Genomic DNA, 20,593 nt, shown 5'->3' with positions numbered 1-20,593 from the left:
GTCGGGTGCTCTTGTTGTGTGTCTTGGATCCTGGCTTACAGCGTCCGTTCGAAACAGATGGATGTCGGAGAGTCTGTGTAAGGCCCGAATCCGTCGATGCGGGAGTACCCCTCGCGCTCGTAGAAGCGAACGGCGTCGGGTTGTCCGGATCCGGTCTCCAGTTTGAGGACACGGATCCCCCGATTTCGGGCACTGGTTTCCAGCCGTCGCAGTATCGCCACCGAAGCGCCTCGTCCCCGTTCGGGAGGGATGACGTACATCCGTTTGATTTCCGCTTCGCCCTCGTCGAGCAGTCGTAGCGCCCCGCACCCGATTCCGACGTGGGTGTCGTCCCGTGCGACGACGAACACCAGGATGTCCTCGGAGGTGGGCGCCGCGCCGGGCTCGTGGTTGCTGTTGCCGTAACGCGCGTCCAGTTCAGCGCGTTGTGCTGCGCGCAGTTGCGCGCCGACGGGGGTTTCCCAGTCCTCTTCGTCGACTGTGATCACTGTGCTGTGCCTCTTTCGTTCGCAGAGCGTGAAACGCCCATCTCGGTTGCTGGCACACTGGACAAGTGACAGTCAGCCCCGCCGAGCCTCGCACGTCCGGGGCTCTATCGCCTACCGAGCTGGCTACGGCAGCGGTGATGAGCAGTTTCGCGGTCGCCCTGTCGGTCGTCGCGATTCTCGTTCCCATGGCCACAGCGCTTCAGATCGTGGCGGCCGTGCCGATGGCCGTCGTGGTGCAGCGTCACCGCACCCGAGCACTCGTGGCAGCGGCGGTTGCGGGCGTGCTCGTGGCGTTCGTCGCAGCCGGCACCACCACCGCGTTCACCGTCGCCATGTCCGCGATCCTGGGTGGCCTCGTCGGCCGGGCCAAACGGAAGAAGCAGGGGCTGCTGTCCGTTCTGGCCACGTCGATGGTGGTGGGTCCGGCAATCGGGGCAATCATGGTCGGCCTGCTGCTGATTCTGTCGCCACTGCGAGAGCTGTTTCTGCGGACCATCGAGAACACCGTGGAAGGCTTGGCCCGCTTGATGTCTCGGGCCGAATTCCTCGTCACCCCCGCGAATGTTCTGCGGGACAGCGTCGGAACCATCCTCGATCACTGGTGGTGGTGGATTCTCGGCACGACCACACTGTCGATCGTCTTCGGCGCCCTGTTCGCCTGGCTGATCCTCGGCGCCGTCCTGGATCGGCTCGCCACCATCCCGGTGATCGACCGGTTGCCCGTCGCAACGGACGGTGACGTCGGACCACTTCCGGTACAACTGCGCGGCGTCGGATTCCGTTATCCGGACAGCACATTCGCCGCACTGGACAACATCGACCTGCGGATCGAGCTCGGTGAGTTCGTTGCCGTCGTCGGACACAACGGGTCGGGCAAATCCACACTCGCACGCATCCTCGCGGGCCGTGAGCCGACGTCGGGGACGGTGGAACGCCCGGGCACAGCCGGACTCGGACTGACCGGAGGAACGGCCGTCGTGCTGCAACGCCCGGAAAGTCAGGTGCTGGGCAGCCGCGTCGCCGACGACGTCGTGTGGGGGCTTCCGCCCGGCTACGACATCGACGTCGAATCGGTACTGTCGGAAGTCGGGCTGGCAGGTCTGGGCGAGCGGGACACGTCGTCGTTGTCCGGCGGCCAGCTGCAACGACTTGCCGTGGCGTCGGCCCTGGCTCGGCGTCCCGCTCTTCTGATCGCCGACGAGGCCACCGCGATGATCGACGCGGAGGGTCGCGCGAGTCTGGTGGCATTGCTTGCGGCACTTCCGAAACGACACCCGATGTCCGTCGTGCTCGTCACGCATCAGGAGTTGGAGACGGTGGCTGCCGATCGCGTCGTACACCTGCACAGCGGGTTCCAGGTCGCACATACACCCGATTGGATGCGCGGGCACTTCGCCTACTCCGCGGACGCTTTCCACACCGGCGCGCCCCTGATGACGTTGACCGGCGTCACCCACACCTACAACAGCCGGACACCGTGGTCTCAGGACGCTCTGCACGGCATCGATCTGTCCATCTCGAAGGGCGACGGCATTCTTGTCCTCGGCGGCAACGGATCCGGCAAGTCGACGCTGGCCTGGATTCTCGCCGGGTTGACGTCACCGTCGGCAGGCACCGCTCGCTTGGACGGACGCGACATCGCGGGCAACGTCGGTGCCGTGGGCCTGGCCTTCCAACATTCACGTCTGCAACTGCAGCGTCGAACCGTCGCCGAGGACATCGAGTCCGCAGGAGGTCCGGAGGTGGGATCCGCCAAGGTCGCGGTGGCCATGGACGCCGTCGGGCTGGATCGCACCCTTGCGGGCCGCGAGATCGACTCGCTCAGCGGCGGGCAGATGCGTCGCGTCGTGATTGCAGGCCTGATTGTCAACAAACCTCGAATTCTCGTGCTCGACGAGCCCCTTGCCGGCTTGGATCCGCCCGGCCGAACGGAGATCATCGACGTGCTCGGATCGCTGCGACGACAAGGGATTGCCATCGTGGTGATCTCGCACGACGTCGACGGAATGGATCGAATCTGCGATCGGACCGTAGTACTCGACGCCGGCAGGGTCGCGTCGTGACCACAGTCGTTCTCCGTCAGGTCCCCGGTTCCTCGCCCATCCATCGACTCTGGGCGGGAACCAAACTGCTCGCGGTGCTGCTGATCAGCATCACGATCGTCGTCGCACCGTCCTGGGCATCCATCGGACTCGTCGTCGGAGTGCTCGTCGTCGCGGCGGTGATCGGCCGAGTTCCACCGACCGCCGTTCCGCGGCCTCCGTGGTGGATCTGGGTGCTGTTTCTCGTCGGCGCACTCATCAACGTTCCGCTCGGTCTCGATGCGGTTCTGTTGTTCCTACGCTCGACCGTCTTCGCCTTCGTTCTTCTGGGGGCCTCGTTGATGATCGGGTGGACGACGTCGATGAGCGACATCGCACCCGCAGTGGCCGTACTGGTCTCGCCGCTGAAGAAGCTGAAATTGCCGGTCGACGAATGGGCCGCGACCCTGGCACTGTGTTTGCGATCGCTACCCCTGCTCATCGAAGAGATGCGCACGATGATCGCAGCCCGCAAACTCCGGCCGAAATCGGTGCTCAACAGCGCTTCGGACAACTCGATCGTCGACCTGATCACCGCGACGATGTCCATCGCCATTCGTCGGGCAACCGAGATGGGCGAAGCGATCACCGCCCGCGGCGGTACCGGCCAGATCACCGCGCACCCGAGCCGACCGGGGCTGTCCGACGCGCTGGCCCTCGCCGTCGTCGCACTGTGCTGCACCGCCGGGATCGTGCTGACGTTCGTCTAGAGCTACTCGCCGCCGATGCGTTGGGTTCGGCTGTTCAGTGCCTGCACGAACACGTCCGGGATGTCACGCGGATCCTCGGCGACGTAGCTGGTACCACCCGTCGCAGCGGCAATTCTCTGCAGCGCAACAGGATCGGCGTCGGTGGTGATACCGACGGTGACGATGACGACGGGGCGCACCGGATCCTGTTCGCGCTGCAAGGTTTCGATCAGCTGATCCAAGCTGGGGCTGCCTTCGTCCTCGTTCGTACCGTCCGTCAGCAGGATGACACTGTTGACGAAATTGGGGTCGTACCCTTCCTTGACCCGACGGAACGCAGCGAGAGTGGTGTCGTACAAACCGGTTCCGCCACCCACGATGCCTGGAAGCCCGCGGATTGCGGACAGAATCGCTTCGCGCTGTGGCAGACCGTTGAACACCGTGTCCACCGCTCCCAGGGGAACCAACTCACGATAATCCTGTTGTCCTCCGCCGAGACCGATGGAGAACGCCCACAGCCCCATCTCGGTCTGGTCGCTGAAGAGGGCGTTCGCCCCGAGGCTTGCATCGACGGTCAGAGCTATCCGTGTCGAGTCACCGGACCGCGCCGCCATGGACCCGGATACGTCCTCGACGACGAGGGTGCGAAGCGGAAGGGCAAGCACCGACCAGTCACGCAGCGTCGATTCGATGGCCAGCGGATTCTTCAACTCCAGCGACGCGACCGAACCGATACCCCGACCGTCGGCCACTGGAACACCGCTGGCCTGCCGAAAACCGGCGGCCGTCAGGGCTTCGGTGGCCGAGGTGGTCGACAGCGCCGACGCCAAGGCGGTACCGGCATCCTTGACGCGGTCGTAGTCCGGGCCTGCTGCCGCGGTGACCGCGAGCGGGTAGTTCAGGAAATAGCTGCCCGTCGGTGGAACCGACGCTTCGAGCGGGGCATCGGGATGCGCGGCGTTGTACGCGAGCACGCTCTGCTCGGTTGCAACCGACGTTCCACCCTCGGCCGCGACCTGGTCGACGAGATCCGCCGTTCCGTGCGGCAGATTCGCGATCCGGCCGTAGTCCTGAGCTTTCGGGACCAGTGCGGCAGAGACTGCCTTGGCGTCGGAGATCGCGACCTCCGATTCCGACAGAGCTCCGAGAATCGAGGCCAGGGATCCGCTGCTGTCCAGCGGATCGCCGATCCGAAGGCCCGGATTCTGCAGCACCTCCAGCCAGGTGTTCACCGGAACCGACTCACCCGGACGCGTGACGACGACGGGCATGGTGTTGACCACCGAGGACTTGGCCACCTCGGGAAGAGCCCCGGTCGACCGGAGAGTCTTCAGCAGCCACAGCGTCGAATCAGGGATCCACAGGTCCGGACGGTTCTCGTTGTTGCCGGCAAGTTCGGTGGCCGTGTCCGTCGGCGCCTCGGCCCTGATGTCGAAATCGGTGCACCCTCGGTCGACGGGTTCCACGGTGGACAGCACGTCCGTGACGACCGGGGCGACGGTGGGATCGACTGCAACGGACACCTGCGCGACGGTGTCGCACTCGGCGCCACCTGCACGGACGGCCTGCACTCCGAAGTATCCGCCGACGACGACCACTACTGCCGTGACGACGATCGCGCCCCCCACGTACAGCGGATTTCTGCGCGTTCCCGTTCCGTGACGCCCCGACATCCCCGTGTTCCCCCAAACAGTCAGCTTCCGTTGCACGCTGCATCATGCACGACGAAGCGCGCCGAGCAAACGGCAAACCCAAAAATAGCGGGAAAATCAGCGTCCTGCGCGGCTCTTGAGAGCATTCACAAAAACGTTGGGGATTTCCGCCGGATTTCTGGCCAGAAAGCTGGTTCCGCCGGTCGCTGCGGAGATCTGCTGGAGAACCCCGGCGTCGGCGTCGTCGGTGATACCGATCGTGACGATGACGACAGGCTTGGTGGGATCCTGCTCGGCACGCAACGTCGAGAGGAGTTCGTCGAGCGAGATGCTGCCCGGATCCTCGTTGGAACCGTCGGTGAGAATGATGACGCTGTTGATGTAATCGGGGTCGTATCCCTCTTTGACCTGTCGGAACGCCGCGAGCGCCGTGTCGTACAGGCCTGTTCCGCCGCCCACGAGGCCCGGGAGCGTGCGCGTCGCCTGCAGCAGAAGGTCACGCTGCGACGTGCCGTTCACGTCCTCGTCGAGCCGACGAATCGGAACCAACTCGCGGTAGTCCTGGTCTCCCCCACCGAGGCCGACCGAGAAGGCCCACAACCCCAGCGCGGCGTTGTTCGGGAACAACCGATTGCCGGTATCGCTGGCCTGCACGGTGAGCCCGATACGGGTGTCCGCACCCGCGCTGTACCCCATCGACCCCGACACGTCCTCCATCACGAGGGTGCGCGACGGCAGGGCCAGAACCTGGTAGCGACGCAGGGTCTCCTCGGCAGTCTGCTGGTCGGCGATGGTCAACGCCTCGATGTCCCCGACGCCACGGCTGTCGCTGAGCGGAGTGCCGTCGGGTGCTCGGAATCCGGCGTCGGACAGAGCTTGCAACCCCGTCTCCGACGCCAGGGCCTCCGCCACGGCGAGCCCGACGGCCTTCGCGCCCTCGACGCGATCGTCGGCCGGTTCGGTTACGGCCAGCGGAAAGTTGAGAAAGAAACTGCCGGTGGGAGGCGTCGTCGTGCCGAGTTCGGCGCCGGTGGATTTCTGGAAGTCGAGGTACGACTGCTCGGACACCACCGACACTCCGCCGTCGGCGACCATCTCCTCCAGACGCACCGTCGGATCTGCTTCACCGCGGGTAGCGGCCTGCGCCTGCGCGATCGGCACCAGCGCGGCCGACACCGAATCCACGGCGTCCGCGTCGGAGCCCGCCTCCGAGAGCGCCCCGAGAATGGCAGCGTCGGAGATGGTGTTGGTCAACGGATTTCCGATGCGCAGACTCTTCAGCTGCAGAGCAGTCAACCAGGAGTCGAAGAACGGAACCTCGTCCTTGCGTGCGGCGATCACCGCCGGGGAACTCGCCACCGACTGGCTTGCCACATCCACCAGCGAACCCGTCGCGCGCACGGCCTTTCCCACCCACAGTGCGGAATCCGGGATCCACAACGACGGCGCATCCGCACCCATCGACACCGCAGCCGACGCCGTGCCGGAATCGGTCGCGGTGACCTCCACCGTCGCGCACCCGAGATCCTCGGCCGAGGTGTCGTCGACGACCTGCTGGACCACTCCGGCGATAGCAGGGTCCGCGGCCAGGGAGTACGTGGCCGGATCCGTGCAATCGGAACCGAAGGCCTTCTGCGCCGCGAACACTCCACCGCCGACGACGAGCAGGAGAACGACGGCGATGATCCCGTACTTCACCGCCGGAACGGCGCTTGCACCCGACGCGGGGGCACTGTGTCTACCAGGGGCACTGTGTCTGCCGGGCATGGAAAGGCCTCTCCGTTGTCAGGCGTACAGCGATTCGAAGGTCTTCATCGAGTTCTCGATGTCGCCCTTCAGCGCCCGAGCGACGCCGGAGCCGATCGGGCCGAACAAGGGGGCACCACCGAGCTCGACGTCCAGCGTCAGGTCGGAGCCGCCGCTCTTGCCCTCCGCGACCGACAACACCAGCCCGATCTTCACTCCGCCCTTGCCGTTGCCCTTCAACTTCAGCTTCTTCGGCGGGTCGTAGCTCTCGATGGTCCACCGGACGCGGTTACGCATCCCTTTCACCGACGCGACGGACTCCAGAGTGGTGCCGACGGACAGTTGTTCCGGCAGGTCGGAGCGCCATCCCTCGTGGATGGACAACCACTTGTCGTAGTCGGCGAGATCGGACGCATGAGTCCACGCGGTCTCGGGGTCGAGCGGGACGTTGACGGTTACCTTCAGCTTGGCCACGGAAGGGATCGTAACCAAACGCGTCAACCCCGATGTGTGAGGCAGACCTCACCGGGGCCCGCGGAGTTGTGATAGCTACCAGCTCCCACCCCCGCACACACTGCAGTCCCCCGCACAGGCTGCAACCTGTGCGAGGGACTGGAAGGTGTGCGGGAGCAGAACGAAATCGCGCATCGTACAACACAATCGAGTTATCCCCAGGATCGTTCATCCACAGCTACCGCGAACGCGCCCGATCGACCACGATCGTCGCCATGCGATTCGACGAGGACCCGTTGCTGATGCGTAGCCAGCTCGTGCGCACCGGAACGTCGGACAGCGAGATACGGACCGCGACCAGGAACGGGACGATGAAGCGAATCCGACGCGGCGCATTCGCCGATTCGTCGGCGCTCCAGGCTCTGGGGCCCGAGGATCGCCACGTTCTCCGGACGCGGGCGCACGCGAACGCCGCCGGTGGCCGACTCGTCGTGAGTCACCAGTCCGCTGCCCTGGTCCACGGGATCGCACTGTGGGCCCCGGATCTGCAGCGTGTTCATTTCACCGTCGGTCGTAGCGGTGGTGGCCGTAAGACCGGTGGGCGGCACGTTCATCCCGCACCTCTCGTCGACGACGACATCGTGAACATCCGGGGGTTGTCCGTGACGTCACCGAGCCGGACGGTCGCCGATCTGTGCCGCGCGCTCCCCTTCGAAGCAGCAGTGTGCGCTGCGGACAGTGCATTGGCGAAGAAGCTCGTCTCGATCGAATCCGTCACCGAGGCCTTGAACCGACGCGGGCGAAGAAACATCGCAAAGGCACTTCGCGCGCTGCACTTCAGCTCCGAGCACAGCGAGAGTGTGGGCGAATCACGGTGTCGCGTGCAGTTGCACCATGCGGGATTCGACCACCCCGAATTGCAGGTCGATCTGTACACGAAGGGCGGTGCGTTCCTCGCTCGCGTCGATTTCCTGTTGGCGCAGTACGGAGTGATCATCGAATTCGACGGAATGGTCAAGTATTCGAAGTATCTGAAACCTGGGCAGACACCGGCTGCTGCTGTGGTCGCCGAGAAGAAGCGCGAGGACGCGCTGCGAGCGCACGGTTGGATCGTTCTCCGGTTGACGTGGTCCGACCTCGAGAACCCCGACAGGCTGGTGTCCAAGCTGCGAGCGTCGATCGAGCTCGCAGCCGCACTCCCCACCCCACGCACCGTGGTCCGGCCGTCGGCAAGGTGACCCCCTTCCCGCACACACTGCAGTCCCCCGCACAGGCTGCAACCTGTGCGAGGGACTGGAAGGTGTGCGAGAGAGATGGAACCCTCAGTGGGCGGTGGCTTTCTCCGCACCGATGCCGGTGAGTGAGCGAACCTCCATCTCGGCTTGCTTGGCGCGGCTCTCGCTGTCCTTCGACAGAAGCGTTCCGACGATTCCCAGCACGAATGCGAGTGGGATGGAGACGATTCCGGGGTTGGACAACGGGAACCAGGCGAAGTCCGAGCCGGGGATCATCGCGGTCTTCGATCCGGACACGGCCGGGGAGAAGACGATGAGCACGAGCGTCGAGATCAGGCCGCCGTACATGCTGCACAGTGCGCCGGTGGTGTTGAAGCGACGCCAGAACAGCGAGTACACGATGGTCGGCAGGTTCGCCGCGGCAGCGACCGCGAAGGCGAGTGCGACGAGGAACGCGATGTTCTGACCGTTCGCCAGGATGCCGAGGCCGATGGCGAGTGAACCGATCACGACGGCGGTGATGCGCGAGACCTTGACCTGCTTCTTCTCGTCGACATCGCCCTTCTTGATGACGCTGGCGTAGATGTCGTGAGCGAAGGACGCCGACGCGGTGATGGTCAGGCCGGCGACCACGGCGAGGATCGTCGCGAAGGCGACCGCCGAGATGACACCGAGCAGGATGACGCCACCGAGCTCGAAGGCCAACAGCGGTGCCGCGGAGTTCTGTCCGCCTGCCGACGCCAGGATGCGGTCCGGTCCGACGATTGCTGCGGCTCCGTAGCCGAGCACCAGGGTGAAGAGGTAGAACGCGCCGATGAGTGCGATGGCCCAGACGACGCTGCGACGGGCTTCCTTCGCGGTGGGGACGGTGTAGAAGCGCATGAGAACGTGTGGGAGACCAGCAGTTCCGAGCACGAGTGCGATACCGAGTGACAGGAAGTTGAGCTTGGACATGTTGCTGCCGCCGTACTGAGCGCCCGGCTCGAGAACCTGGCGGGCTGCGACTGCATCATCGGCGGAGCCGGTGATCGTTTCCTGTGCACTACCGAGCAGCTCGGAGATGTTGAAGCCGAACTTCGCGAGAACGAGCACCGTCATGAACAGTGCACCGGCGATGAGCAGAACCGCCTTGATGATCTGGACCCAGGTGGTGCCCTTCATGCCGCCGACGAGGACGTAGACGATCATCAACACACCGACGACGGCGATGACGATGGACTGCCCGGTGCGGTCGGAGATGTCGAGCAGGAGTGCGACGAGTCCGCCTGCGCCCGCCATCTGCGCGAGGAGGTAGAACAGCGACACCGTCAGCGTCGACAGCGCGGCCGCGGTGCGCACCGGACGTTGCTTGAGGCGGAAGCTCAACACGTCGGCCATCGTGAATTTGCCGGTGTTGCGGAGCAACTCGGCCACGAGCAGCAGCGCGACGAGCCAGGCGACGAGGAAGCCGATGGAGTAGAGGAAGCCGTCGTACCCGTAGACGGCGATGGCGCCCGCGATGCCGAGGAAGCTTGCCGCGGAGAGGTAGTCGCCTGCGATGGCGACGCCGTTCTGTGGTCCGGAGAATCCGCCACCGGCGGTGAAGAACTCGGAGGCGGTCGCGTTCTTCTTCGAGGCGCGGATGACGACGAACATCGTGACGGCGACGAACGCTCCGAAGATCGCGATGTTGACGAGTGGTTCGCCGACGGTGGTGTCTGCGGCTTGCGCCAGGAAGTGAGTGCCCGCGGAAGGAATCGGAAACTGGCTCGAGGTCATCGCTTGGCCTCCTGGGACGCGATCATGTCGTTGCGCAGTGTCTCGGCGCGCGGGTCGAGTTCACGGTTCGCGAAACGAACGTAGATGCCCGTGATCGCGAAGGTGGTGACGAACTGCCCCAGTCCGAGGAGCAGGCCGACGTTGACGTTGCCCCACACAGGGGTGGACATGAAGTCGTGCGCGTAGTTGCTCAGCAGCACGTAGACGATGTACCAGATCAGGAAGAACGCGGTCATCGGGAAGACGAAGCTGCGCAGGCGTCGACGCAGTTCCTGAAATTCCGGGCTTGCTTGCATGTCGATGAACGCTTGCTCGTCCGGTGGTGGAGATGTGTCCGGTGTTGTCACGAAAGTGCTCCCTCGTCGTGGCGTCACGGAGTGTGACGGAAGATCTGGACTGAGAGTAGTGAGATCGGGATCACAAAAGGACGTGGTGGCGTCGGTCACACGTTCAGCTGCGTAGGTCTGCGCCGAACGGTTGTCTCACCGCGACAAACGGCCGAGGTGTCAGAGTTCGCGCTCGCGGTCCTTGCCGACACCCAGGCGTTCGGGAGCGTGCAGTCGGGTGAAGATGCCGCCGATGTCGACGGGAACCGTCCGCGATGTCGCCTTGCTGACCAGGTACATCAACCCGAAAGCGAGGGGCACGCTGACGGCGGCCGGGTACCCGAGGACGGTCGCCGCCCATCCCCCGAACCATGCCTCCGGAATTCCGAACACCGACAGCGACGCTGCCACGAGCGAGACGGTTCCGCCGCCGATCAGCCCGGCTGCTGCACCGGCCGCGGTCAGTCCGCGCCACCAGATGCCCAGCACGAGGAGGGGGCACAGCGTCGACGCGGCAACCGCGAACACCAGCCCCACCGTGCGAGACAGATCGAGCGACGCGAGCCCGAGGGACATCGCGAGCGGCACGGCTCCTGCGAGCACCGCTGCGATGCGGAAGTCTCGGACGCGTCCACGAAGAACATCGGTGCTCAGCACCCCGGCGATGCTCACCAACAGACCCGACGACGTCGACAGGAACGCCGCGATGGCCCCGGCGGCGACGAGAGCGGCCAGGAGTTGGCCTCCCACACCGGACAACACCGACCCGGGGAGCAGCAGTACCGCCGCGTCGGAGTTCCCGGTGATCAACAACTGCGGAACGTACAGACGCGCGAAGACTCCCAGCAGAGTCGGAAAGAGATAGAACAAGCCGAGCAGACCGAGGACCGTCAGCGACGTCACTCGCGCGGCACGACCGTCGGGATTGGTGTAGAACCGCACGAGCACGTGAGGCAAACCGAGGGTGCCGAGGAACGTCGCCAGAATGAGCGAATACACCTGGTACAGCGGATGCATGCCGCCGAGCCCGCCACCGGGCATCGCCCACTGACGGTCCGTCGTCGGTGCGCCCGCCACGACGGGAACGGCCGAACCCGCGTCGAGCACCAGGGACGTTCCCTCGGACAACTCGTGCGTGCCTGCACCCAGCACCACCGCGCCGTCGACGCTGTCACCGTCGAGAGTGCCGCTGATGAGCGCGCCGATCGGTGAATCCACCTGAACGAGAACATCGGTGTTGATCTCGACCGTCGTCACCCGGTCCACCGTCGGTGGCGCCGGACTACCGACCGCACGATCGTCGGCGAAGAAGTGCACGGCAAGCACGAGGGCCGGAACAGCGACGGCCGTCAGCTTCAACCAGTACTGGAAGGCCTGCACGAACGTGATGGAGCGCATGCCTCCACCGACGACGTTGGCGATGACGATGAACCCGACGACCGCCGCGCCCACCCACCCGGGAACTCCCAGCAAGATATTGAGAGTGAGGCCCGCACCCTGAAACTGCGGCACGAGGTACAGAGCGCAGATGACCACGACGACGAACATCGCGAGGGTGCGCAATCGCCCGGAGCCCAGCCGGAACTCGGCGAAATCGGGAACGGTGTAGGCGCCGCTGCGCCGGAGCGGCGCGGCAACGAACAGCAGCAGACCCAGATACCCGGCAGTGAAACCGATCGGATACCACAGGGCGTCGGCACCGTACTTGGCGATGAGGCCGGCGACCCCGAGAAACGATGCAGCCGACAGGTATTCGCCGGAGATGGCGGCCGCATTCCATTTCGGCCCCACGGTGCGTGACGCGACGAGGAAGTCCGACGTGGTGCGGGCCAGGCGCACGCCGTACACACCGATGGCGACGGTCGCGGCGGCAGCGATCAGCAACGCTCCCACCGTGAGCCACGGCACCCCCGTCATGATCAGTCGTCCACCAGGTCGAGGAATTGCTGCTCGATGCGCTCGGAGCGGCGGACGTGGATCCAGCCGACACCCAGCAGCAACGGGTAGACCGCGACCCCGAGCACGACCCACGGCAACCGAACTCCGAACACCACGGCGTCGGAGAACGCGGGAACGAGCAGGCCCAGCAACGGAATCGAGAACAGTACGGCGAGCGTCACCACGGCGAGGCGGATCGACAGCAGCAGTTGAGCGCGAACGAGGCCGCGCACCATGGCGTCGCCGACCTCGGTGTGTTCCTGCACTTCCACCCGCGTTCTGACGATCCGGGCGCCGCGCCTGCGGGCAAGGACCACGCGTTCACGCGGGTTCCGACCGGGCTCCGTCACCGATTCGACCAGGATTGCAGCGGGCCGCGGACGAGACGATCCTTGAGTGCCCGGGTGTGACGCCTGCTCACCGGGAGTTCGACGGCCGCGAGGTCTCCGTGGCGTCGGAGGCACACCACGAGCCCCGATCCGACGCTCTTGATGCCCGTCACCAACGACAGGGACACCAGGTAGGACCGGTGCACTCGGAGGAAACCGACTTCTGCCCAACGACTTTCGAGGGTGGAGATAGGGATCCGCACGAGGTGAGAGCCCGTGGAGGTGTGCAGCCGGGCGTAATCGCCGTCCGCTTCCACCCACCCCACGCTCGCACGTTGCACGAGCGTCGTCGTGCCGCCGAGCTCGACCGGGATGATCTCGTCCCCTGTAGCCGGTTCCTGACCCTCCGGTCGTCGGCCCGCGGCGGTGATTCGGCGCAGAGATTCCGCCAGACGGTCCTCGCGCAAGGGTTTGAGCAGGTAGTCGACGGCGCCGAGGTCGAATGCGGCCAGTGCTCGGTCGTCGTGGGCGGTGACGAACACGACCGCCGGTGGACGCACGAAGTTCGAGAGGATCCCGGCGAGCTCCAACCCGTCGAGACCGGGCATGTTGATGTCGAGGAACACTGCGTCGATCGCCGGGTAGGACGCGTCGACCGGATGTTGCAGTCGTCGCAGTGCCGTCGTGGCGTCCGACGCGACGAAGACCTCGGCCACCGAATCCTGCGCGTTCAGCAGAAAAGCCAACTCGTCGAGCGCCGGCTTCTCGTCGTCGACTGCGAGCACAACAAGACCGGTCATCACCGCATCATCCCAGACATCCAGCGCTGCCGACCACGGCGGTCATGCCCGAATCCCCGCTTTGAACTTAGGAACCCGCATGCTGACCTTCGTTCCGGCACCCATGCCCGTGTCCACGACGAGACCGTAGTCGTTGCCGAACGCCGCGCGCAGTCGATCGTCCACATTGGACAGACCCACGTGCGCGGCCTCGTCGGAGTCCAGCGTTCCCGATCGCAGCAGTTCCGGATCCATTCCGACGCCGTCGTCCTCGACGCTGATAAGGCAGTCGGTTCCCTCGTCGGCCGCGACGATGGTGATGGTGCCGCCACCGGCGCGACCCGCGATCCCGTGCCGCACCGCGTTCTCGACCAGGGGCTGCAGCGCGAGAAACGGCAGTGCGACGTTCAGTACCTCGGGCGCGACCTGCAACGTGACCTGCAGAGTGTCGCCGAAGCGTGCCCGCTCGAGCGTCAGGTACCGATCGATGTTGCGTAGTTCGTCGGACAGGACGGTGAACTCGCCGGAGTTACGGAACGAGTAGCGGGTGAAATCCGCGAACTCCAGCACCAGCTCTCGTGCTCTGTCGGGATCGGTACGGACGAACGAGGCGACCGTGCCGAGAGCGTTGTAGATGAAGTGCGGGCTGATCTGAGCGCGCAGTGCTCGGACTTCGGCGCGGTCGAGGCGTGCACGCGAGGCGTCGAGTTCGGCCAACTCGATCTGCCCGCAGGCGTAGCGGGCGACCTCGCCGACGGCTCCGAGCATGCCCGGTCCGGGCGTCGACGTGGTGACGACACCGAGGACCCCGACGACACCGACGTCCTCGACGAGCAACGGTTGGACCACCACGGTGCGCCACGTGGCACCCGCAGGCGCGGTGATCAGAATTCGGCGCTGGCCGCCGACTGCCCGCGCGGCCGCCTCAAGGAACTGCCCGACCACCTCCTCGAAGGGACCGTTCCACGCCAGCAGGTGCGCGTCGGCGTCGGCGACGCCGAGTGCGTCACCACCGGTGAGCGCGCGCAGATGAGGCGCGGCCTCAGCCGCGGACTGGGTGTCCAGGCCGCGGCGCAGCGGGCGGGCTGCCAAAGATGCGGTGTGCAGCGTCGCGTGGACCGCGCGCTCCTCGGGCGTCGTCAGATCCCGCCGTCCCCGCAGACTGATCACGGCGACGGCAACGATCGCGCAGGCCACGATGACCGCGAACCACATCAGAGCCGAGGTCATTCGGGTTGGCGCTCGGCATCGAGTTGGGTCAGCAGCGTCTTGGGCGCCACCGTCCGGTACGCATCCTCCACGATGTCCGCGATGTCCTCCCAGTCCTGCGGCACGTCGAGGTAGACGCCGATCCACCCTCGCCCGCCGAAGTACGGGGGTACGTAGAAGCGGGTGCTGTCCTTCGCAACCCAGGCTTGCTGCGCCCCGGCCGGGGCGGCGGCGACGAATCCGACGCGGTCGTCGTGGTGATGATCGGAGAACATCGCGAACTGTGGAGACTTGCGGACGAACCACGACGGTTCGCCGTGGCTGATGCGCTCGGTGGCCTCGGGAAGCGCCAGGCACAGCGCCCGCACCATCGTCAGTGGGTTCGGATCCATGTCATCCTCCTGCACAGGTGTCGGGCGGTGGTACGCCGGCAAATCTGTCGGCCAACCACGCCACCCCGTCGGCGACGGCCGCCTGGTCCGAATGCCCCTGGCCGGGCTCTTCCCGGAGGGACACGACGTCTCCCATCGAGCATGCCCGCGCTACGGCGTCGCGTGTCCATTTCGGGTCGATCAATTGATCCTGTTGCCCGACGACAGCCAGCAACGGCACATCCGTCCGCGTCCGCGGCAGTGCGACGGACGTCAACCACTCCACCATTTTCAGACGTGACGCCTCGGTGGCCGGCATCGCGTCCGACGGCGTCAGACGCACAGCGGCTTCCGCCTTCTGCACACCGAGGAGGTCAGTGCACGCGGTCAGCGCGCGCCTGTCGGCCTCGAGTGCGCCCCGGACGAACTCCGTTCCGGTCACCTCCGGATGCCGGTACTGCAGGCCGTCGACGAGAAACGGTGTCAGCAGAATCTGCGGGAGGGTGTTCACGTGCCCCGCGTCGAACATGGGCGCGAGATCGAGGACGGGAGACAGCGCGGCGCTGCCGACGAGCTCCAACCCGTCGGCGTAGTCCGCATGCTCCGCTGCCGCCCACACGGCCTGTCCACCTTGGGAATTACCGATCGCTCCCCACCGGGCACCGGTGCCGGGTACGACGTTCGCGGCCGCGCGGACTGCGTCGATGACGTTGTACGCCGCGGCATTCGGGTCGAGGTAGGGATGAATACCGGGAGTGCCGATGCCCTCGTAGTCCGTGACCGCGACGACCATGCCTCGTTCGAGGAACGGGGCGACCGTGCCGATGGTGCCCAACAGGTTCGGGTACAGCGACGGAGCGCACTCGTCGGTGACTCCGGTCGTGCCGTGACCCACGGACACGATGGGCCAACCACCCTGCGGCGGTGCACCTTTCGGGGCGAAGATCACCCCGGACACTTCGGTCCGCGACGTGCCGTCACCCGACGTGGACGCGTACACCACGCGGGTGGCGGACGCACCGAGGAACCGCACAGCGAGGTCGAGATGACCCATGTCCGTCTGCGAGACGATCGCACCACGTTCGTCGCCGACGGGCGCCGGTGCGACAGCGGGTGCGGACGAATCGAGCGCAGGGGGCGCCTCGGGACCGCCGCACCCGGCGAGAAGAGTCAGAGCCAGGGCACCGACCAGCCACCGCCGCACTATCGGTTTCTCCGTTCCAGTCGCGCTTCGGCCGCAGCTTCTTCCACGTCGAGGCCGTCGAGCACGGTCCGCAGGACCTCGTCGTCCAGTTCACCCGCGTCACGGGCGTGCACCAGTGCTGCGCGCTGCGCGACGAGGACGTTACGGCGCAACGTGTCGAACAGTGCGCCCGCTGCGGCGATCCGCTCTTCGTGGTCTTCGGTTTCGTCGGCGTCGAGTCGCGCGCGAACCGATCGCCGCACCCGCTCCAGGACGTGCTCGACGGATTCTCGGCTGGCTCCGTCGATCCCGTTCACCGCGGCCTCGGAGAGGTACTGCTCGGCCGCCGACCTCGAGATGGACCGTGCGAGAGCCGCCTGTTCGTCGGTTCGACGCTGCTCGTCGGCGTCGGCGACGTCGAGTCTCCGGATCAGCATCGGCAACGTCAGCCCCTGGATCACCAACGTCCCCACCGCAACGACGAATGCGACCGCTTGAATGACGGCGCGGCCCGGGAACGGATCTCCCGCCACGGTGGCGAGCGGCACACCCGACGCCGCGGCCAGCGTCACCACGCCGCGCATCCCCGCCCAGGACAGGACGAGGTTCTGTCGCCACGTCAGTCCGAGTACGTCGGACGTCTCCGACGCCTTTCTGCGCAGAAGTTTGCGCACCACGGATCGCCTGGAGGTGTTGACGAAGATCCAGGCCGGCCGGACGAGAATGACGACGAGCAGAACGAGCAGGGCGTAGGCGAAGATGTGGTGCACCGGGAGTCCGTCCCGCTGCACTTCCTCGATGACCGATTTGAGTTGCAACCCCATGTAGGCGAACACGAATGCTTCGAGCAGCAGGTCCATCAACGGCCAGACCTGGCGTTCCTGGATCCGCGTCGGGACCGCGACGTCGGCGGTGACCCTGCCGAGCACGAATCCCGCGGTCACGACGGCCAGCACTCCCGACGCGTGGATCTCCTCGGCAGCCAGGTACGCGGTGAACGGAAGCACGAGTCCCAGAACGGTTTCCAGCGAGGAATCGCGGATGCGCGAACGAACGAAGCGGACGATGCGGGCCAGTACGTAGCCGACGATCACTCCGCCCGCAATCTCGTACGCGAAGAACAGTACGGGCGAGTCGATCTCGATCTTCTTGCCCGTCACCGACGCGACGGCGAGGGTGAACAGAGTCAAGGCGGCCGCGTCGTTGACCAGGCTTTCCCCGGTCAGGATCGCCATCATGCGGGAGGGCAGTCCGAGTTTGCGGCCGACGGCGATCGCGGCCACGGCGTCGGGCGGCGCCACCACAGCGCCCAGGACCAGTGCGGCGCCGAGAGTGAGTTCGGGGACCAGCCAGTTGGCGAAGTACCCCACGGCCACCGCGGTCACGATGACCATGACGATGCCGAGCCGGAGAATGTGTCCCAGGTTCTTGCGGAAGCTGACGAACGAGAAGTCGAGGGCGGCCGAGTACAACAGCGGAGGCAGCACCACGCCGAGGATCAGCTCGGGTGACAGGGTCAGCTGAGGAACTCCTGGAACGAACGACGCCGCCGATCCGACCGCGACGAGCACCAGCGGCACCTGAAGGTCGAAGCGTTTGGCGAAACCCGCCACCGCGACGGCCGCGATCACGACGAGTAGTAGTACTGGTCCGTCCACAGCTAGATCATGCCGTCAGCTGCGCGGCCTCGCGCAGCCGACTCGCACACGATCATCCGTTCACGGCTTGTCCGGAATGGCCTTCTTCGCCGCTTCCTGCACTTTGTCGACCTTGTCGGCGTACTTGCCACCGGTCTTGTCGTCGATGAAATCGCCTGCCTTGTCGACGACGTCCTCGATCTTGTCGGAGTTCTCGGCGGCGAGCTCTTTGCCCTTGTCGACGATGCCCTTGAGGTTGTCTGCGAAACCCATGAGATCACTCCATTCGCTGTGATTGTGCTGGCGGGATGAAGCTTACTTCGCGGAACCGTTTCGTTGCAGGGCCGCGCTGATGCGCCAGGACACCTCCACGAGCACGATTCCGACGGCGCCGATCACGAACGCCGAAGTCGTCAGCGCGATGTTCGACGGGTCGAGCTTGAAGAACGTGCGGCAGAACGGGATGGTGAACAGCGCCAGGTAGCCCAGCACCGAACCGGCGAGCAGCACGATCTTCCACCACACGTACGGCCGAGCGACGACGGCGAGCACCCATACGGCGATCATGATCAACGTGATCAGTGCCGTCGTGCTGGCCTGGGTCACCTGTTCCTCGGTCGCCTGCGGTCCTTGGTAGGCGAGCAGGTAGGACACGAACGTCGCGACGCCGACGATCAGGCCCGACGGCACCGCGAGGCGCATCACGCGCGGGACGAACCCGGACCGCGCACGCTCGTTGTTGGGGGCGAGCGACAGGATGAATGCAGGGATGCCGATCGTGAACCACGCGGCGATGGTGACGTGACGCGGCAGGAACGGATACGGAATCGGCTCGAAGTGGAAGATCTGCGACAGCACCCCGGACAGGCCGATGAGGAACGCCAGCAACACCGAGTACACGGTCTTGGTGAGGAACAGGTTCGAGACGCGTTCGATGTTGCCGATGACGCGTCGGCCTTCACCCACGACGTACGGCAGCGTCGCGAACTTGTTGTCCAGCAACACGATCTGCGCGACTGCGCGTGTCGCGGCACTGCCCGAGCCCATGGCGACACCGATGTCGGCGTCCTTGAGTGCGAGCACGTCGTTGACGCCGTCGCCGGTCATCGCCACGGTGTGTCCCCGGGACTGCAGGGCGCCGACCATCCGACGCTTCTGATCGGGGCGCACTCGTCCGAACGTGGTGGAATTCTCGACGGTGTCGGCGAGGTCCTCGGTGCGCTCGGGTAGGTTGCGTGCGTCGATGGGGCTGCCGGCGAGGCCGAGAGATCCCGCGACGGCCCCCACCGACACGGCGTTGTCCCCGGAGATGACCTTCACGGCAACGGATTGGCTCGCGAAGTACTCGAGTGTCTCGCGGGCGTCGGACCGCACCTTCTGTTCCAGGATCACCAGCGCCCGCGGAGTGACCACACCGGGGGCCGCGTCGTCGTCGACCGGGAGATCACTGCTGGCGAGCAGCAGAACACGCAGTCCCGACGAGCCGACTTCCTCTGCCTGGCGGGCGATGTCGCTGGTCGGGTCCAGCAGCACGTCGGGCGCTCCGAGAAGCCAGTTGCCGTCGTCTCCGTAGGACAGGCCGCTCCACTTCTTCGCCGACGAGAACGGCGCGACCGCGGTTTCGGTCCACCCCGGATCCTCCGGGAACGCTTCGGCGATCGCCAGAACACTGGCGTTCGGGCGTGGATCGTCGTGTGCGAGCGCGGCGAGGACGCGGGGCAGCACGGCCGTGTCCCCTTCCTCCACGACGCGAAGCTCCGCGAGCCGCATACCGTTCTCGGTCAACGTGCCCGTCTTGTCCGCACAGACCACGTCGACGCGCGCGAGCCCCTCGATTGCAGGAAGCTCCTGGACGAGGCATTTGCGTTGCCCGAGCCGAACGACACCGACGGCGAACGCGATCGACGTCATCAGCACCAGACCCTCGGGCACCATCGGAACGAGGGCCGCGACCATGCCGTTCAGCGCAGGGCCCAGCGACTGCCCCGACGAGAACAGCTGGTTGTAGATGATGAGCGCGCCTGCCGGGATCATCAGGTAGGTGATGAACTTCAGAATCTTGTCGATGCCGCTCCGCAGCTCGGAGTGCACCAGGGTGAACTTGCTCGCCTCCTCGGCGAGCTTGGCGGCGTACGCATCGCGGCCGACCTTCGTCGCGCGGTAGGCACCACTACCGGCCACGACGAAACTGCCGGACAGGATGGGCGCGTCGATCTCCTTGTGCACCGCGTCCGCTTCACCGGTCAGCAGCGACTCGTCGACCTCCAGCGACGACGCTTCGACCACGCTGCCGTCGACGACGATCTGATCACCCGGGCCCAACTCGATGACGTCACCGAGAACCACCTCGTCGGGGGCGACCTCGCGCGCGACGCCGTCCCGTCGAACGACCGGTTTGCTCTGGCCGACGATCGCCAGTTCGTCCAGAGTCTTCTTGGCCCGGATCTCCTGGATGATGCCGATACCGCTGTTGGCGATGATCAGCAACCCGAACATGCCGTCGACGATCGATCCCGTCGAGAGCACGATAATCAGCAGGACACCCAGAATGGCATTGATCCGCGTGAACACGTTGCCGCGGACGATGTCCTTGACCGAACGACTCGCCCGGGCCGGAACGTCGTTGGATTTTCCGTCGGCTCGAAGTTGCGCTACTTCCGCTTCGGTGAGTCCACGTTCCCACTGCGCGTCCGTCTCGATCGACATGGACACAGAGTAG

18 protein-coding genes are annotated in these 20,593 nt (G+C 65.8%); 3 read left to right on the top strand and 15 right to left on the bottom strand.

The genetic code is table 11. The annotated features are described in order from the left end of the window. Positions 1 to 35: 35 nt before the first annotated feature. Complete coding sequence (locus tag BH95_RS26490) at positions 36 to 488, bottom strand: GNAT family N-acetyltransferase (protein ID WP_019664439.1); 453 nt, start codon at positions 486 to 488, stop codon at positions 36 to 38. A 65-nt stretch (positions 489 to 553) separates the two neighbouring features. On the opposite strand from BH95_RS26490, the gene BH95_RS26485 reads away from it, so the two are divergent. After that, a complete protein-coding gene (locus BH95_RS26485) occupies positions 554 to 2,551 on the top strand; it encodes an ABC transporter ATP-binding protein (RefSeq protein ID WP_244165144.1) in 1,998 nt (665 codons plus the stop codon). Continuing rightward, positions 2,548 to 3,279 (top strand): energy-coupling factor transporter transmembrane component T family protein, encoded by a 732-nt coding sequence (locus BH95_RS26480; RefSeq protein ID WP_019664437.1) that lies wholly within the window; start codon positions 2,548 to 2,550, stop codon positions 3,277 to 3,279. The genes BH95_RS26485 and BH95_RS26480 overlap by 4 nt, the downstream gene beginning before the upstream one ends. Positions 3,280 to 3,281: 2 nt before the next feature. Here the strand turns inward: BH95_RS26480 and BH95_RS26475 are convergent, their stop codons facing one another. The 3 genes from BH95_RS26475 to BH95_RS26465 form a co-directional block, all read right to left on the bottom strand. Further along, the gene (locus tag BH95_RS26475) at positions 3,282 to 4,931 is read right to left on the bottom strand and encodes a substrate-binding domain-containing protein (protein WP_037185053.1); all 1,650 of its coding nucleotides are present in this window, start codon (positions 4,929 to 4,931) and stop codon (positions 3,282 to 3,284) included. Positions 4,932 to 5,027: 96 nt separating this feature from the next. Then, positions 5,028 to 6,677 carry a VWA domain-containing protein gene (locus tag BH95_RS26470; protein WP_371828332.1) on the bottom strand — a complete coding sequence of 550 codons (1,650 nt, stop codon included), beginning with the start codon at positions 6,675 to 6,677 and terminating at the stop codon, positions 5,028 to 5,030. Between the two features lie 18 nt (positions 6,678 to 6,695). After that, positions 6,696 to 7,130, bottom strand: coding sequence for a type II toxin-antitoxin system Rv0910 family toxin (locus BH95_RS26465; protein WP_019664434.1), 435 nt, complete (start codon positions 7,128 to 7,130; stop codon positions 6,696 to 6,698). Between the two features lie 254 nt (positions 7,131 to 7,384). Between BH95_RS26465 and BH95_RS29710 the strand changes: the two genes are divergently transcribed. Next, positions 7,385 to 8,347, top strand: a complete 963-nt coding sequence (locus BH95_RS29710; protein ID WP_037161576.1) for a hypothetical protein — start codon at positions 7,385 to 7,387, stop codon at positions 8,345 to 8,347. A gap of 84 nt (positions 8,348 to 8,431) precedes the next feature. On the opposite strand, the gene BH95_RS26455 is transcribed toward BH95_RS29710, so the two are convergent. The 11 genes from BH95_RS26455 to BH95_RS26405 form a co-directional block, all read right to left on the bottom strand. Then, on the bottom strand, positions 8,432 to 10,102 hold the full coding sequence (locus BH95_RS26455; RefSeq protein ID WP_052060187.1) for a solute symporter family protein: 1,671 nt from the start codon (positions 10,100 to 10,102) through the stop codon (positions 8,432 to 8,434). Then, on the bottom strand, positions 10,099 to 10,398 hold the full coding sequence (locus tag BH95_RS26450; protein ID WP_037185049.1) for a DUF485 domain-containing protein: 300 nt from the start codon (positions 10,396 to 10,398) through the stop codon (positions 10,099 to 10,101). Before BH95_RS26450 ends, BH95_RS26455 begins: the two co-directional genes overlap by 4 nt. A gap of 210 nt (positions 10,399 to 10,608) precedes the next feature. Beyond that, the gene (locus tag BH95_RS26445) at positions 10,609 to 12,345 is read right to left on the bottom strand and encodes a sodium/solute symporter (RefSeq protein WP_020111464.1); all 1,737 of its coding nucleotides are present in this window, start codon (positions 12,343 to 12,345) and stop codon (positions 10,609 to 10,611) included. A 2-nt stretch (positions 12,346 to 12,347) separates the two neighbouring features. Further along, positions 12,348 to 12,716, bottom strand: coding sequence for a hypothetical protein (locus BH95_RS26440; protein ID WP_019664429.1), 369 nt, complete (start codon positions 12,714 to 12,716; stop codon positions 12,348 to 12,350). Beyond that, positions 12,713 to 13,495, bottom strand: coding sequence for a LytR/AlgR family response regulator transcription factor (locus tag BH95_RS26435; RefSeq protein ID WP_019664428.1), 783 nt, complete (start codon positions 13,493 to 13,495; stop codon positions 12,713 to 12,715). The genes BH95_RS26440 and BH95_RS26435 overlap by 4 nt, the downstream gene beginning before the upstream one ends. A gap of 42 nt (positions 13,496 to 13,537) precedes the next feature. Beyond that, positions 13,538 to 14,689 (bottom strand): sensor histidine kinase, encoded by a 1,152-nt coding sequence (locus BH95_RS26430; RefSeq protein ID WP_371828072.1) that lies wholly within the window; start codon positions 14,687 to 14,689, stop codon positions 13,538 to 13,540. Positions 14,690 to 14,700: 11 nt separating this feature from the next. Next, on the bottom strand, positions 14,701 to 15,075 hold the full coding sequence (locus BH95_RS26425; protein ID WP_026347670.1) for an MmcQ/YjbR family DNA-binding protein: 375 nt from the start codon (positions 15,073 to 15,075) through the stop codon (positions 14,701 to 14,703). A 1-nt stretch (position 15,076) separates the two neighbouring features. Next, positions 15,077 to 16,258 (bottom strand): lipase family protein, encoded by a 1,182-nt coding sequence (locus BH95_RS26420; RefSeq protein WP_037143824.1) that lies wholly within the window; start codon positions 16,256 to 16,258, stop codon positions 15,077 to 15,079. Then, on the bottom strand, positions 16,258 to 17,895 hold the full coding sequence (locus BH95_RS26415; protein WP_020111467.1) for a Na+/H+ antiporter: 1,638 nt from the start codon (positions 17,893 to 17,895) through the stop codon (positions 16,258 to 16,260). The genes BH95_RS26420 and BH95_RS26415 overlap by 1 nt, the downstream gene beginning before the upstream one ends. A 60-nt stretch (positions 17,896 to 17,955) precedes the next feature. Then, on the bottom strand, positions 17,956 to 18,147 hold the full coding sequence (locus BH95_RS26410) for an antitoxin (RefSeq protein ID WP_019664423.1): 192 nt from the start codon (positions 18,145 to 18,147) through the stop codon (positions 17,956 to 17,958). A 42-nt stretch (positions 18,148 to 18,189) separates the two neighbouring features. Further along, complete coding sequence (locus BH95_RS26405; RefSeq protein WP_026347669.1) at positions 18,190 to 20,580, bottom strand: HAD-IC family P-type ATPase; 2,391 nt, start codon at positions 20,578 to 20,580, stop codon at positions 18,190 to 18,192. Between the last annotated feature and the right edge of the window lie 13 nt (positions 20,581 to 20,593).

Origin of the sequence: Rhodococcoides fascians A44A (assembly GCF_000760735.1) — a bacterium.
In the GTDB taxonomy this organism is placed as follows: domain Bacteria; phylum Actinomycetota; class Actinomycetes; order Mycobacteriales; family Mycobacteriaceae; genus Rhodococcoides; species Rhodococcoides fascians_E.
Note: the sequence above shows the minus strand (reverse complement) of the source record. Positions and strands in the feature narration are given on the sequence as shown.